General features: G+C 60.1%; 16 protein-coding genes. 9 read left to right on the top strand and 7 right to left on the bottom strand.

Annotated elements, in window-relative coordinates:
* Positions 1-74 precede the first annotated feature (74 nt).
* Positions 75-287, bottom strand: coding sequence for a hypothetical protein (locus D3261_RS20210; protein WP_199693877.1), 213 nt, complete (start codon positions 285-287; stop codon positions 75-77).
* A gap of 133 nt (positions 288-420) precedes the next feature.
* Between D3261_RS20210 and D3261_RS00870 the strand changes: the two genes are divergently transcribed.
* Positions 421-618, top strand: a complete 198-nt coding sequence (locus D3261_RS00870) for a hypothetical protein (protein WP_120067798.1) — start codon at positions 421-423, stop codon at positions 616-618.
* An 11-nt stretch (positions 619-629) separates the two neighbouring features.
* Here D3261_RS00870 and D3261_RS00865 read toward each other — a convergent pair whose 3' ends face one another.
* Positions 630-1,640, bottom strand: a complete 1,011-nt coding sequence (locus tag D3261_RS00865; RefSeq protein ID WP_120067796.1) for a DUF368 domain-containing protein — start codon at positions 1,638-1,640, stop codon at positions 630-632.
* A 526-nt stretch (positions 1,641-2,166) separates the two neighbouring features.
* Between D3261_RS00865 and D3261_RS00855 the strand changes: the two genes are divergently transcribed.
* From D3261_RS00855 to D3261_RS00845, 3 genes are all read left to right on the top strand, one after another.
* Positions 2,167-2,610 (top strand): DUF5518 domain-containing protein, encoded by a 444-nt coding sequence (locus D3261_RS00855; RefSeq protein WP_120067795.1) that lies wholly within the window; start codon positions 2,167-2,169, stop codon positions 2,608-2,610.
* A 90-nt stretch (positions 2,611-2,700) separates the two neighbouring features.
* Entirely contained in the window at positions 2,701-3,165 is a 465-nt protein-coding gene (locus tag D3261_RS00850; RefSeq protein WP_147464860.1) for a hypothetical protein, read from the top strand.
* Positions 3,166-3,418: 253 nt separating this feature from the next.
* Positions 3,419-3,694 carry a hypothetical protein gene (locus D3261_RS00845; protein WP_147464859.1) on the top strand — a complete coding sequence of 92 codons (276 nt, stop codon included), beginning with the start codon at positions 3,419-3,421 and terminating at the stop codon, positions 3,692-3,694.
* 29 nt (positions 3,695-3,723) lie between these two features.
* On the opposite strand, the gene D3261_RS00840 is transcribed toward D3261_RS00845, so the two are convergent.
* Positions 3,724-4,101: a hypothetical protein gene (locus D3261_RS00840; protein ID WP_120067790.1), complete on the bottom strand. Its 378-nt coding sequence runs from the start codon at positions 4,099-4,101 to the stop codon at positions 3,724-3,726.
* Between the two features lie 51 nt (positions 4,102-4,152).
* The gene (locus tag D3261_RS00835) at positions 4,153-4,338 is read right to left on the bottom strand and encodes a hypothetical protein (RefSeq protein WP_120067788.1); all 186 of its coding nucleotides are present in this window, start codon (positions 4,336-4,338) and stop codon (positions 4,153-4,155) included.
* Between the two features lie 101 nt (positions 4,339-4,439).
* Between D3261_RS00835 and D3261_RS00830 the strand changes: the two genes are divergently transcribed.
* A complete protein-coding gene (locus tag D3261_RS00830; protein ID WP_233553794.1) occupies positions 4,440-5,450 on the top strand; it encodes a hypothetical protein in 1,011 nt (336 codons plus the stop codon).
* 480 nt (positions 5,451-5,930) lie between these two features.
* Here D3261_RS00830 and D3261_RS00820 read toward each other — a convergent pair whose 3' ends face one another.
* Together D3261_RS00820 and D3261_RS00815 are read right to left on the bottom strand one after the other, a co-directional pair.
* Positions 5,931-8,249, bottom strand: a complete 2,319-nt coding sequence (locus D3261_RS00820; RefSeq protein ID WP_158589312.1) for a cation-translocating P-type ATPase — start codon at positions 8,247-8,249, stop codon at positions 5,931-5,933.
* A gap of 65 nt (positions 8,250-8,314) precedes the next feature.
* Positions 8,315-9,064, bottom strand: coding sequence for a helix-turn-helix domain-containing protein (locus D3261_RS00815; protein WP_120067786.1), 750 nt, complete (start codon positions 9,062-9,064; stop codon positions 8,315-8,317).
* A gap of 162 nt (positions 9,065-9,226) precedes the next feature.
* On the opposite strand from D3261_RS00815, the gene D3261_RS00810 reads away from it, so the two are divergent.
* The 3 genes from D3261_RS00810 (at position 9,227) to D3261_RS00795 (ending at position 12,975) form a co-directional block, all read left to right on the top strand.
* Positions 9,227-10,111, top strand: coding sequence for a winged helix-turn-helix domain-containing protein (locus D3261_RS00810; RefSeq protein WP_158589311.1), 885 nt, complete (start codon positions 9,227-9,229; stop codon positions 10,109-10,111).
* 356 nt (positions 10,112-10,467) lie between these two features.
* Positions 10,468-11,199 carry a CPBP family intramembrane glutamic endopeptidase gene (locus D3261_RS00805; protein ID WP_120067783.1) on the top strand — a complete coding sequence of 244 codons (732 nt, stop codon included), beginning with the start codon at positions 10,468-10,470 and terminating at the stop codon, positions 11,197-11,199.
* Between the two features lie 540 nt (positions 11,200-11,739).
* A complete protein-coding gene (locus D3261_RS00795; protein ID WP_120067781.1) occupies positions 11,740-12,975 on the top strand; it encodes a hypothetical protein in 1,236 nt (411 codons plus the stop codon).
* A gap of 197 nt (positions 12,976-13,172) precedes the next feature.
* Here the strand turns inward: D3261_RS00795 and D3261_RS00790 are convergent, their stop codons facing one another.
* Positions 13,173-13,478: a hypothetical protein gene (locus tag D3261_RS00790; protein ID WP_120067779.1), complete on the bottom strand. Its 306-nt coding sequence runs from the start codon at positions 13,476-13,478 to the stop codon at positions 13,173-13,175.
* Between the two features lie 350 nt (positions 13,479-13,828).
* Here D3261_RS00790 and D3261_RS00785 point away from each other — a divergent pair, with 350 nt between their 5' ends.
* Positions 13,829-14,353, top strand: a complete 525-nt coding sequence (locus D3261_RS00785) for an HTH domain-containing protein (RefSeq protein ID WP_120067778.1) — start codon at positions 13,829-13,831, stop codon at positions 14,351-14,353.
* The last annotated feature ends 83 nt before the right edge of the window (positions 14,354-14,436 follow it).

Genomic DNA, 14,436 nt, shown 5'->3' with positions numbered 1-14,436 from the left:
TGAAGTAAATTTTCGGTGAGTGATACAATGAGCGGAGCACGAGTACGCTACCACCATCGAAGAACTCGTCCCCCTCATTCCTCCGATGGCATTTCTTCGAGCGCCGATGCGATCCGCTCGATAGCGAGGACGAGTCGGAAGAAAAAGTACACTATCCAGACGAAGACGACCACCCACACGCCGAGTAGTAGCTGGCCGGCGATCAGGAACGAGTACAGCAGAACGACGACGCTCAGAAACGTCAAGGCGGGTTGGATGACTGATCTCCTCTGAGGGCGGTTCGCCATACACTACCCTCCTGAATAGAGCAACCTTGTAATTATCGGCCATATCGTACCGATACACGGCATCTAACCCTTCAGAACGAATGCCTCGATAGGCTTCGAGAGCTATATCCGGTGAGCGGGAGAGGCCAAACCCATGCAGAGTGAGGCAGTACGCGACCTCAAGTGGATGGTTCTCGGTGCGGCGTTCATGACCACCGGTAGTGCGTTCTACGTCGCCTCATCGCCCGTCCCGGAGTTGTTCCGAACGCTCGCCTTCCCCTTACTCATCGTCGGACTGGTCGCGCTCGTCGCCAGCTTCGTCGGCGCGGCCCCGAGCGGGTGGCTTCGGTAATCAGGGAGTGGCTACAGTCGATCGAAGTCGATGTCGATCGCGTACCAGTCGAGGACAAGTACCAATAGACCACCAACGAGCGCCAGTCCGACGAACACACCGATCGTTTCGGGTGTCCACACTACTGTCTCGTTGCCGGAGAGTTCTGCGATCGGTGCGCGGAGTGCCCCGATTACCAGTGCGACGAGGAACGCCAGCGTGGCTTCCCGATAGCTATCGAGCAATCGGCGAATCACACGAGCAACGGTGAACAGCCCAACGAGCCCTCCGACGAGAAAGACGACCACCTCACGGCCGGGAGCCAACACGGCCTCGAAATCACCGCCAGTGAGCAGGCCAGTCACACTGTCCAAGAAGTCGTTGAGCGAGGCGTACATCCGGACATACTGCCCAAGAATGATCAGCAAGAGCGAGCCCGAAATGCCGGGAAGGATCATTGCGCTCACCGCGACCGCACCGGCGACGAAGACGATCACGATGCCGCTGTTGGCGAGCAGTTGGACCTCGCCGGAGAGGACGAACGCGATGGTGAATCCAACGAGTGCAGTTAGCCATCTGCCCGCCGTCCCCATCGAGAGCTCTCGCCACAGTATTAGCGCGGAAGCGGCGATCAGTCCGAAGAAAAACCCATAGAGTACGACCGGCACTTCGGCTTGTGCGTACTCGATGATTCGACCGACGAGTACCACAGCAGTTCCGATGCCAACCAGGAGGCTCACTACGAACACGGCATCGAACTCGTTGAGGATCGAGCCGGGCTGTTCCTCGGTTCTGAGCGCGCCAAATGGGATGAGCGCCCGAAGCAGGTCGGCTATTCGCCTCGGCGTGATCGAGGTCACAGCAGCGATGAGCCGCCCGTAGATGCCCGCAATGAGTGCTACCGTCCCGCCCGAGATACCGGGGACGGCATCCGCGCTTCCCATGAGAAGACCGACACCGAATATTCTGAGTGAGTCTCGAAATGAAACCTCGGAACTCGCTCGATTTGAGAGCGTCGAGGAGGGATCTTCGGACGGAGGCATCGTTCTCCTGTTATGTCGATGAAATATGCCCCTTGTGGTTCCGTTGCTCTGTATTGTTTGTGCAACCCACCCTCAAAGTCATTTTGTTAATTGGGTCGTACCCTAACGCATGGACGACTCCGGTGAATCGGACGACGAACCCGCGCACGAGGACGAAAAAGGAAAGGGGCTATTCAACGGGAAAGGTGGCTCACAACTCGATCGTGACGGAAGAATCGGCTGAAGAACTCTTACCACACGTCTGTTCTTGGCGCCGACATTCTCGCCCACCGGCAGGTGGAATACGCTCTCATGCACGGCGTTCACAATTAGGGTAAGTTAGATGCCGAGCCACAGTTGTGGGCGTGGAGGGGGAAGTGCTCGACAGTGGGTGTCGAGCCAAGCTCGCGGCGTGGGCGCGACGGACGATTTTCTCCTTTGAGGACGGCCACACCTCACCGTAACGAGGCCATTTCTTTGGCCAGTCGGGATCCACGAGAGTTCGAGATACAGTTTTCTTCTCGGGGGACGTATAAGATAGATAGTAATGCCCGACTTGAGTCTCCGCCGTCGGTTCGATAGCTCGTGGAAATACGGCCTCATCGGCGGGCTCGTGTCGATCCCGCTCACGATCATGTCCTCGACGTGGGCTGGCTCGACGCTCGACCAGCCAGGTACTGGAGTCCTGCTCGGAGCGATGCTCGCGGGCTACCTGGCGGTGAACGCTTCGAGACAGGCGGCCAATGCTGGGATTCTCGCCGGCCTCGTCGGTGGGGTTCCAGCAAGCGTGTGGGCCGTTGGATGGTTGCTCGGGCTTCCCGAAGGACCGATCGTTGTGTGGTCGAACCCGGTCTCCGAGATCCTGTTTCTCCTATTGGTGACGGCTACGCTGATCGCGTTCTCGGTCGTTGCGGGGGCAGTCGGCGGCCTCCTTGGTGGGTGGCTCTCGAAGAAGATCAATTCGCGCCCCGAACGTGGGGTCGGAAGCTGACCTCGCTGCCGTCATCTTCTGCGCCGCCTGTTCGACAAGCGACCACCGAGTTTGAGTTAGATTCATCACAGTCAGCATCGTATGTATCTCATGAACTACCGCGAGGCGCTCATCCTCGGGGCCGTTTCGATCGGCTCGTTGTTATTGATCGGCCCGCTCGCCGCGGTGGCGCTCATTGGAGCCGTCCAGATGGTTGCTCGCCTCTTTGGAGAGGGACTCGCCGGTGGGCAGTACGCGGCGCTCGTCCTCATCAGCGTGATCGTCGGCGTGAAGGCCGCTCACGAGGTTGCCGTCATCAGGATACATGGCTACGACGCAGTGCGGCGCGGCAGTGCCCGCGAGGTGTGGCTTCGCACGGGATTCCTTGGACTCCCGATCATTGGCGGATTCGTGATGATCACGAGCTTTCTCGTGTCGATGACGCAGTGGGGACTCCGTGGCGAGCCGATCATCCTTGGGATGGTTGCTCTCGTACTGGCCGTCCTCGCGTGGAGTCTCATGAAAACCGTTCGAGCGTATCGTTCGGGCCGTACCCGTCGGGCTAACCAACCCTGAAATTCAATGGAGGTCTGCTGTTCACTGTATTCGGGGCCTAGCCAATGTGTTCTCGACCCCAGCGAAAAGAATTATCCAGAGAACACGTCTACGAACAGTAAGACCGATGAACATCCCGAGACTCTCGATGCTGCTCCCAGCGCGACCACCGACTCGGACGGACCTTTTCGCCGCCGTCTTGTGTCTCATCGCGCTGGTGACGGGTTATTTTCCCACTCAGGAGCCCGGCTCTCGGATCGCGTGGCCGGTAGCGGTGGCAGCATTCGTTTTCGGTGTGCTCGTCGCCGGTCCCGGTGAGCGGTCGTCACTGGGCCAGTCTTTCAGACAGTGGACCGATTCCATTGGACCCGGTGGGCGCTCGCTTCTAGTGGGGGGTTCAATAGCGGCGGTGGTGGTTGCTTTCTTGGCTCTCCCGATCCCCAACCGGGTCGCTAACGGGCTCGCCGTCGGACTGCTCTCGAACGTCGTCATCACTGTCTCGGCGAATTATATCCACGCGAAAACAGTCGGCAGGTCGAACGCTGCGTAGTCGATTGGCCGTCGCGACGGCAGGAATCCTTACTCCGGGGAGTCGTTCCGCGAGCGGGCGAACTCGACGGTTCGTTGCTCGGTCGCCGGTTCGCCCTCGGCTTCGTCGTCCTCACCCTCACGCTCGCTTTCGCGGTCGCCGAGCGGGTCAGGAACGTCGGCCGTGTGGGGTTCATCGAAGGCATCACGGAAGCGCTCGACGAGATACGAGAGCACCCCCATCGCTACGATGTACAGCAGGTAGCCTGGCTCGTCGCCGCGGACGGAGTCGCGCAGGTTCTCGATCACGTCGATCCCGACCATATCGAGAAGGATCACGAACCCACCGAGACAGAGAACGGCGATCAGCACCGACTCGAAATCCGGGAGCGAATCCCGAACCCGCTCGGCAAGCGCGTCTCGATCCATATGCTCACTGTTTGTGGCATATCCTATACAATTTTTGCCGATTCGGAGATGTTACGAGAGCGACCACGAGCCCGATCGGACCATCCCCGCCCCGTACCAGCAAAATCCAAGCCCAAGAATACCGACCAGAACCATTCCAGCAGTCGAGCCTGCGAACGGAACGAACGCGAGCGTGAGCAGTCCCCAGACGACGAGATAGATGCCGTGTGAGCGGGAGTTGTACGTCCAGTTGGCCATACCTCGACGTAGAACCAGCGCCGGGATAAGTCATTCCTCCAAGCACGATCCGACTGGCATTTATCTGGGAAGCCGAGGCATTCTTTCACGGACACACCAAAATGACTGGAAATCACTCTCGACAGACGAAACGGATCGTCGGCGTTCTCGCACTCGCCACCATGCTCACGGTCGCTGGCTGTAACGGGATTCTCGGTAGCAACCAACAGAACACTACTAATTCGACCGTCGCCTCTGGCGGCGACCAGCAGACGGTCACAAACAGTTCGACCGTGACGCCCCTCGACGTGCCCACGGACGAGCCTACAGCGAGCTCGGTCCAGCAACTCGCGCCCGGCCTCACGAGCGCGGGCGTCACTAACTCCGGAGCGCTTCTCCGAGCACACACCGCCTACTTAGAGAATCACTCGACGGTCACGCGGGCGAACAGCAGCGTCGTCGCGCCGAACGGCACTGTCGTCTTCTCCGTGAACCAGACCATCCACAAATCCCGACCCGGCGACCGAATCGCGTTCAGTTCGAACTACACGGGCTCGATCTCCGATAGCACGAACGTCACGCGCGTCGACGGGTGGACGGTTGGCGAGGAGACCTATGTTCGCCAGACCTTCAAGAACGGCACCACCGGCTACGCTCAACCCGCTGGTGACTCGGTTGCGACCGATGGAACGCTCGGGGCGACGACGCTCTCGACGTATCTCTCGGATGCCGAGCAGGGCAACATCTCCGTCGAGACCCAGCAAGTGAACGGCTCGCCGCGGTACGAGGTCGCCGGCGCGCTCTCGAAGTCGAACCTCTCCACCGACTACCGGCTCTCGATCGACGAACAGGGCGTGACCCGTGATCTCGTCGCTGTGCAGCCGAATCCGACCGGCGGCAACTCCATTCGTGTTCACGTCACGCTGGAGAGCGCCGACTCGGTTGCACTGGAAGCGCCGACGTGGCTCTCCGAGGCGCGACAGCAGACCGGGACGCCTCCCTCGTCGATGCCGACCACTCCTGCCAGCACCACACACCTCGGAACGAGTGAGTACTCGATGGATACAGCGACCGACACCGGCGAGAACGGCAACACGACGATCGACGGACTCGTCGAAACGACCGTGACGTAGGCACAGCCACCGGATTATATGGGACCGCGGCTTCTACCAGGGCACAATGGTTCGCCGACGAATCAAGGCTGTTTTCGAGTTCGGACTCTGTGTGTTCAGCCTCGGGTTCGCCCTCTTTCTTCGGAAGGCGACAGCCGACCTTCCCGACGACGAGTGAATCGAGCCGAACCAACCCCTCTTGCCGGGCGCTCTGGTGTTCGGAGCGGGAACGTCTGCTCTTGCTGGGTTGCTCACTGATTACGACGTATGTGGGATTCGGGCGAGTCGACGACGGTTCCTCTTCACCTTCCTCTGGAGCGGGAAGGATCGGGTGCTCGCTCGGTTCGCGTCAAACCCAGTCGCGTGTCGAGGAAGGAAGACATCGAAAACGTGCTTCAGGGGCAAAACCGAAAGGAAACCCTATTTCTGGAGATGCTTTTCGCCATTCCGAGACTTCATCACCTCGTCCTCAACACGGAACATCGGTCCGAGCGAACCCGACTATCGGTCGTCGCTGGGTTTCAGGCGTGAGAGTCGCATCGCGTTGCCCGTCACCCCGAGGCTCATCCCCATATCGCCGACCACGACCGCGAGTGCAACGCTCACGTATCCCAGCGGGACGCCGACGGCCAGCAGTGCCTTCACACCGAGGCTCGTCCAGATGTTCTGGCGGACCACGTCGTTCGCCGTTCGTGAGAGCCTGTAGAGATACGGGAGTTTTCCAACGTCGTCCCCCATCAGGGCGATGTCGGCGGTTTCGAGCGCCGTATCCGTCCCTGCTGCGCCCATCGCGATCCCGACGTCGGCGGTGACGAGTGCGGGTGCGTCGTTGATGCCATCCCCGACCATCGCGACATCACCGTGTACCGCCTGCAGCTCCTCGATAGCAGCCACCTTCTCGTCCGGGAGCAGTCCCGCACGGTACTCGTCGACACCGACCTGCTCGGCGATAGCTCGCGCCGTCCCCTCGTTGTCGCCAGTGAGCATCACGACGTGGTCGACGCCACATTCGTGCAGGCGCTCGACAGCACGCTGCGAGGTCGGGCGAACCTCGTCGGCGACCGCGACCGCCCCGATCAACTCGGTTTCCGTGCCGACGAGAACCACTGTCTGCCCTTCGTCTTGGAGTTCGGTGAGCACGTTCGTATCGAACACTTCCCGCCCTGACGAATTCCTTCGAGGGACACCATCCGGGATAGCACCCCCATCGGTCACGCCACGGGTTCGGGAGAGATCGAAACCGAGCTCCTCGAACAGCGCCGGTTTGCCTGCGTAGTACGTCTCGCCATCGATCTCGGCTCGAATGCCCTTCCCAGTCAAGCTCTCGAACTCCGATGGCGTCGGGAGGTCAGTGAGACCGGCTTTGTCCGTCCGGGCGAGGATTGCCTCGGCGATGGGATGTTCGCTCCGCCGTTCCAAGCCTGCACCGTACCGAAGAACCTCCGTCTCGGTGTGGTCTCCCAGCGGAACGATCCGGGTGACCGTGAGTTCCCCTTTGGTGAGCGTTCCCGTCTTGTCCAGCGCGACTACGTCGACCGCGCCCATCGCTTCGAGGTGGTTCCCGCCCTTGATCAGTACGCCGTTCTTCGCCGCGCTCGTGATACCGGAGACGACCGAAACGGGTGTCGAGATGACGAACGCGCACGGACACGCGATGACGAGGAGGGTCAACCCACGGACGAACCACGTCTCCCAGGGCCACCCGAGCGCGAGCGGTGGGACTGCTGCTGTGAGGATCGCGAGGCCGACGATCAGGGGTGTGTAGTACCCCGAAAACCGGTCGACGAACTGCTCCTGGTCGGTCTTGTTCTCCTGGGCTACCTGTACCATCTCGATGATGCGTGAGAGCGTCGAGTCACCCGCCTTCGAGGTGACTTCTACTTCGAGATAGCCCTCCTCGGTAAGGCTTCCAGCGTAGACCTCCGCGCCGTCGGACTTGTCGACGGGGACGCTTTCCCCGGTGATCGGTGACTCGTCGACCGCGCTCTCGCCGTCGAGAACCGTTCCATCGAGCGGGATCTTCTCGCCAGGGCGGACGACGACCGTTTCTCCTACCGCGACGTCCTCGGTCGGCACGGTCACCTCCTCGCCGTCCCGGCGGACCGTGGCTTCGTCCGGGGAGAGCTCCATCAGCTCACGAAGCGAGTTCCGTGCCCTGTCCATCGCGTAGTCCTCGAGAAGCTCCGCGATGCTGAATAGAACCGCGAGCGTCGCCGCCTCGACGAAGTAGCCGATACCGGTGGCCGCGATGATCGCCGTCCCCATCAGCAAGTCGATATCGAGACTCAGGTTTCGCGCCGAGTAGTATCCACTACGAACGACTGGAGAGCCGCTGACAGCGATCGCGACGAGAAAGAGCCCGTCCGAAAGGCCCAACGGTGAGCTGAGAATAGTCGCTATATCCACGTTCTGCTCGGTGAGGACGAATTCGAAGAGAAGCCCGAACACGAGGAATCCCGCCCCGACCCACGTCTTGATCGCGCGAGAACTCGTCCAGATCTCAGAGGGCGGTGCGATGCTCATCCCGCTATCCGCACCTCCCTCAAAACCATTTCCGCTGCCGGTAACCTCGTAGCCCGCTCCTTCGATAACTGCGACCACATCAGCCTCGGCGGTACGCTCGGGGTCGTAGGTCACGGTGGCCGTGCCGGTCGTCGGTTGGAGCGCCGTTTCGACGACACCGTCGACACGTTGGAGGCTCTTGTCGACCTTCTGTGCACAGGAGGGACAGTCCATCTCCGGAACGGCGAACCGAGCGGATAACTCCGATCCTGCCTCGGAGTCGCTCGCTTGGTCGGCGGAATCCACGCGATCGGTCATCCTCTCAAAATAGATCGGGTAGTTCGATAAGACTTCGTTGGAACATTCCAAGTCGGGGTTCGCGGTCAGAGCGCCGGCGATGGCTCGTCCGGCAGCTGCTCGCGGGCGACGTGGCGCTTCGCGAGGTGTTCTTCGGCCCGTCTGAGTCGGTAGGTGAGCGTCGAACGGGGGACGTGGAGATGTTCGGCCAGCCCACTGACGTCGATCTCCCGCGGGGATTCGTAGTAGCCGTGTTCGACGGCGGCCTGAACCGCTGCCTGCTGTTCGGGTGAGAGTTCGTCGGTTCCGGTGGCGGTATCACCTACCGACGAGGAGGCGACCGCCGTTCGAAGCATCTCCATCCGGGCGCAATCACCGACTGCCGTTTCGAGTTCGTCGAAGAACCCGCTCACGGTCCCCTCCCCGGAGTGGATGATCCGCCAGGTGTAGTGGCGGCTCTCGTGGCGCGTATCGAACAGCAACCCGTCACCGAGATGGTCACGTGCGATGTGGGGGATCGACGCACAGAGCGGAGTCCGTTCCCAGTACGAATAGAGAACGAGCGTTTCGGCGGTCCGGTCGAGGACCTGTGTGGTCTGCGTTGCGTTGCAGTCGTCGGTGGCGAGACAGTCGGCGTAGTAGTCGCCCTCGAGAAACGCGTCTTCGATAGCAGTGAGGGCACCGGACGTTCCCGTCGCATGGTCGACCCGCCAGAGTCGGTCCCGAGTGACGTGCAACGAGAGCGAGCGGATCGAGGCCTCCGGATGGTCAGCGAGCGCATCAGCTACCCGATTGCGGTCGGGTTCGTATTCGAGGGCGAAGACGAGTTCGCGCATGGGCTGAAGAAGGCGCTACGAGCCCATAACAGGTGACATCCCTCTCGTCGCGAACCCATGGATCTTCCTCGTTCCGCAATCGGGGTCGTCCAGGTGAACCACTGCGACGACGGTTCGGCCGGTCCTCGTCAGTGGTTTTACGATCCGTTTCTCACTACACCCATGGTCGGCACAGAGCACTCTCCCGACGAGGAACCGGACACGGACCCTGCAGACGCGTTTGGCGCACTCAGTGACCCACTCCGGATCGACATTCTTCGGGCGTTGGGGGACCATCATCGTGAAGCTGCGGACGAGCGGGCCATCGGATTCGCAGATCTCCGCAGGCGCGTTGGCGTCGACGACTCCGGCCGATTCCGGTATCACTTGGAACGGCTTCGTGGGAACTTCGTCGAGAAGGCTAGTGATGGATATCGACTCACCTTTGCCGGAGCCAAAATCGTCGTGGCCATTCTCATGGGCACGTACACGCACGCGATCTCGAAGGAGGCAGTAGAACTGGATAGCGACTGTTTCGTTTGCGACGATCCAGCCGTCGCGACGTACGAGAACGGGCTCTGCACGGTCTCCTGCGCCAACGACCATCTCCTGTTTCGCTGGCAGGTCCCACCGACCGCCGCCGCTACTGCAACGCTTCCTGAGATCGTCGACGTAGCGGGGTTGCTAGCACGACAAGGGATGGAGCGAACGCTCGACGGATACTGTCCGGAATGCTACCACGCCATCGAGTCGGCGGTGATAACCGAATCGGTAGAAACACCCGTCTTTCGTGCCCAGTGTGAAACCTGTGGTGCACGATTGGTCTGCCCCGCTGGATACGCTCTCTTGGTGGACTCGCGCGTCGTAGCACTGTATCAGAGACATGGACACGACCTCCACGAGTACTATCTCTGGGATCTCCCGTTCATCCAAGAGAGGGAGCGATACACGCTCATCGAGGAGCGTTCGGCATGTCTCGAGATCGATGTCTCCGTGGCGAGTGAAACGCTCTCGGTAGCGCTCGACGAGACGGGGCACGTCGTCGACTACTCCCTTCACGAGAAGTGACGGATTCCGTATAGAAAAGACGTTCTGCGAGAACTTAACCGACGACGAATCGATGCCGAGATATGCATCTCAGTTCGGAACGGCGACGGCACGCACCCGACACAACGCAGCTCGGGTTGCCGAGTAAAAATCTCAATGAAGCGATAGTCGCTGCACTCGCCGCCGCCCCAGCACCCTTCTTCCCCATCCCTCCGAGGAATACACGAAGCAGCGATCGTGTCGATCGTCTCCGATGTCGGTGTGATAGCGCTTGGCCTCGATCCGAGACAGTCTTCGCGCATCTCGGCACCGAAGACGCACCGCGGACCGTGGAAACCCCAACTCAGTGCGTTCGGAACACCTTCTCGAATAGATAGATGTCGAAGAACAGGTCACGGGTCTCCGATCGGTCCCTGCAGGGAGGCTCAATCGCTCGATTTGCGGCCGCTGCCATCCTGACGTGGGTCGTCGTCGAAGTCGGCTTGCGCTGGGGTGGCGTGTGGGTACTCACCGACGTCGTTGGGAGTGCTCGTGGTGCGGACGTGATCCTCCTCGCCGTCGGGTTTCCACTGCTCGCATACGCGATCGCACGATGGGGAATGCGACGGGGGATCGCTCCTTTGGACTGGGATTACGATCTTTCGCTTCGAGCAGTCGGGTCCGCCATCGGAGGCGTTGTCGTGTACTACATCGTCGTCGTGGCGGCATCCGTCGGCTACACACAGTTCGTCGGTACAGCCCAATCGGCGGCCGCCAGCACTGCCCTTGCAGAGAGCATCGGTGGGACGCTCTGGATAGCTGCCGTGCTCCTTCTAGCCAACGGGATCGTCGTCCCGATCACCGAAGAACTCGCGTGGAGGGGCGTCATCCAGACGGCCCTCATGGATTCGTACGGCACCTACGTCGGTGGCGTACTCACGGCGGTCGCGTTCGTCGGAAAGCACCTCGTTGTGGACGCCGGTGCTTCGGTTCTCCGGCTGGTGTCACTGGTCGCCCTTGCGTTCGTTTTGTGTGGGTTGCGAGCCCGGTATGGAACGGTTAGTAGTACCGTTGCCCACCTCGTCGCAAACAGTATTGCAACCGCGTCGGTGGTCTTCGTCGCTCTCTGAGCGTCGCGCCCGAAGTTTCAAAACGTGGCCGCGACGACGAATCACGTTCACGAGAGAGAGGCGTCTCGAAACGCTGTTCTGTCGCGGTGCTGCGAGCCGGATCCGTGAACTGGTGTATCCACTCTGTGATCTGGATGACGTGAATCGAGCGACCATCACGCTGACCCAACCGCTGTTCAACGCGGGGGAGTCTGTAATCGCACAGAGCGGTCACGACACTCGCTAGCTTCTCGTCCTCGTGTCATTCGTGCTCCCTGGGGAGCGAGAACGCCGTTCGGCTCGTGACCCTGGTGTCCGGTCAAACGGTCTCGGTAGAAACCTCCGATTTCTCAGACGGCCTGGATCCCACTCACTTTCAGTCTCCATCGTATATCTCACGAGGAATCACCGTTTCTGGCACACGACAGATTGTGGGGCTGACAACCGATACCCGTAACGACACTGGAGAAATCGCTTGCCATCAAACACAAACTGGATCAGAAGTAAACGTCGTAGCGCTCATTCGACGGAATCATGTTCTTAGGGGTCTGTGAGTCACATATGAGCATCCCGGGCAATGATGACAAAGCATCAACCGCGGGTTTGCGGTCACGCCGAACAACTCAGATCATCGTGTGGCTCGGGGCTGTTCTGGTTGCTCTCTGTGCGACTCCACTCGCCGCGGCGCACGGTGCCAGTGGGACGCACGTCTACGCTGGCGGTGTTCACCTGGAGCAGTGGCATGCCTTGGTCCTGATTGGACTCGGGCTCGGAATGGCCGCCGTCAGCGCGTATCTTCCGCGAGTGCTCAAACCAGCCTACTCGCACTACGCGCTCTGGAGCGTCTTCGCTGGGTTGGTGCTGGCTGCGGTCGGTGGTGTCCTGTTCACGCAGCTAGCTACCGCGACCGAGTACACCGCCAGCTCGATTCCGTTTCCGCGAACGTGGTATGAGCCCATCGCGCTACTGCTTGGGTCCGTGGTGATGACTGGTAGTCTCCTCCTCGGTCGGCTCCAGTGGCCGATACGACCCGAGTATTCTATTCTGGGGATCGAGCTAGGTCTCTGGATCGCCTATCCAGCACTCGTCGGTATGGGTGAGTACACCAATCCCCTGGGGTACGTACTCGTTCTGAGCGTTCCGGTTACCGTCGGATATATCCTCTGGCAGGACTGTGCTGGTGCGATCCGGTCGGTGCTTCAAGACCGGACGGCACGTCGATTCGGTGGTGGCGTAGCGCTCACCGCTGGGCTCTTTTTCATGTTCGCGGCCGGCTTCTTTTCGTTCGTACCGGAGGAAGGTCTCAACGCACCGCAGACGGCCACCGTAACGACGCTGCCGACACTGTTCCCACTCGTGACATGGCCCACGCTCGAATGGTTCTTCCCGACGATTCCCTTCGTCGGAATGCTCTCGGTTGGTGTCCTCATTATCGTCGGGACGCTCGGAGGATTGATCGGCCTCAACGCCGCGATCATCGCCCGTCTCTGGACGTCGGGTGAGCAAACAGAAGTAACCGAAAGCACCGTCGGAACGGCGGCGTTCATCGGAGCGAACGCGTGTAGTTGTTGTGGGCCGATCATCGGACAGTTCGTTATCTTGGTCGCGGGTTCTTCGGCGGCTGCACCGATCTACTGGCTGTTCGTCGACCTCGCTTCGCCCGCCGGAACGCTCTTCCTCGTCACGAGCATCGCCCTTCTCACCGGGAGTCTCCTGCACGCCGCCACGTCGCTTATCGATTCGCCGGCCTGTGAGATCAACGAGTCGCCTTCCGCTTCCAGCGTACAAGCGGACTGAAGAACGCGAATCTGCCCCGGACCGCTTGGAGGACCAGTGTCTCGGTGTTGGACGAAGCTGACCCGTTGTTCCGCAACTAAAGAGATCGTATCAGTAAATCTGACGATTGAGGGCGTACCTTAGCCACGCAATTAGTGACAAGTGAGGACGAACCAGGCTATTATCGCGGTCTTCGCCGATTGCCTTTCCTACCGAGGTCAAAATAGGGGGTCCGGTTCGTCGCCACTGACAGGTTTGACCCCGATCGCTGCAGCGATCGCTTCCAGTTCGGGCTTCGAAAACGCATCATCGGCCGCCTCCTCTCGGCCGTCGACAAGCCCGACGGCAACGCGGATCTGCTGGCGCATTCTCGCCGTCGACGCGATCGGGTCAGTAGTATCTGTGATTTCGAGTGCCGCACACAGCGCTCCGAGCTCTTCTTTCGTGAACGAGGCTGTCACCTCGCGCTTGAACCGCCCGATACCCCCACGAATCCCGTTCCGGATATCGTGTTTCGTGACCATACCGCTACTCCGCTGGCACTCGCAAAATAACCCCGGTTCACTCACTGTCTGGATGGATGCCGCTAGGAAACTAGATTACTTCGTTCTGCGAATCTGATCTCAACCACGTAGTAGTTGTCCCAGCCACACGAGAAAAATTGGTGCGTGGAGCAACTCTAGCGGTTGGGGCTACGGGTAGTCACTGGGGCCCCTACCGTGGGCTCTCCTAGAGCATAAGACCCCTTATTATTGCTTAGTAGTTAAAGAGATCACAAATTGTTGGTGGAGGTATTTGTGCATCTTGTAGGCGACCGCTAAGCTGCTCATGGTACAAGCTGGGATTTAACCGATTGTGAGGAGATACTGTGGGTATGTCATCGATCGAGCTGACTGAGAGCCAGAAAACGATCCTTCAGGAACTCGTTGATCTCTATCGGGAGAGCGAGAGCACTGTCAAAGGCGAAGCCATTGCCGAGCAGATCGACCGCAACCCCGGGACGATCCGCAATCAGATGCAGAGTCTCAAAGCCCTCCAGTTGGTGGAGGGTGTTCCTGGGCCAAAGGGAGGGTACAAACCCACCTCCGAAGCCTACAACGCCCTCGACCTCGAGGAGATGGACGAGCCGGCATCCGTTCCTCTTAGCCACAACGGGAGCCCTATCGACGAGCAGGTCATCCAAGAGATCAACCTCATGAGCGTTCACCATCCCGAGAAGTGCCGCGCTGAACTCCGGATGCAGGGCTCAGTACGAGACTTTCAGGAGGGTGACTCGATCACTGTCGGTCCGACGCCAAAATCGAGCCTCGCGATCACTGGTACAATTGATGGGGTTGTTGGCTCCGAAAACAAACTAATCATCAAAACCGAAACCATGGAAGCACCCGTCTACCAATAGTGTACTACCGACCGTAATCGTCTGTTTGGCACCTGGTCATGCATTGAGCCGGACCCCACCTCAGCCGAGCAATGAGACAGAGA

Source organism: Halococcus sp. IIIV-5B, from assembly GCF_003602035.1.
GTDB lineage: Archaea > Halobacteriota > Halobacteria > Halobacteriales > Halococcaceae > Halococcus > Halococcus salsus.
Note: the sequence above shows the minus strand (reverse complement) of the source record. Positions and strands in the feature narration are given on the sequence as shown.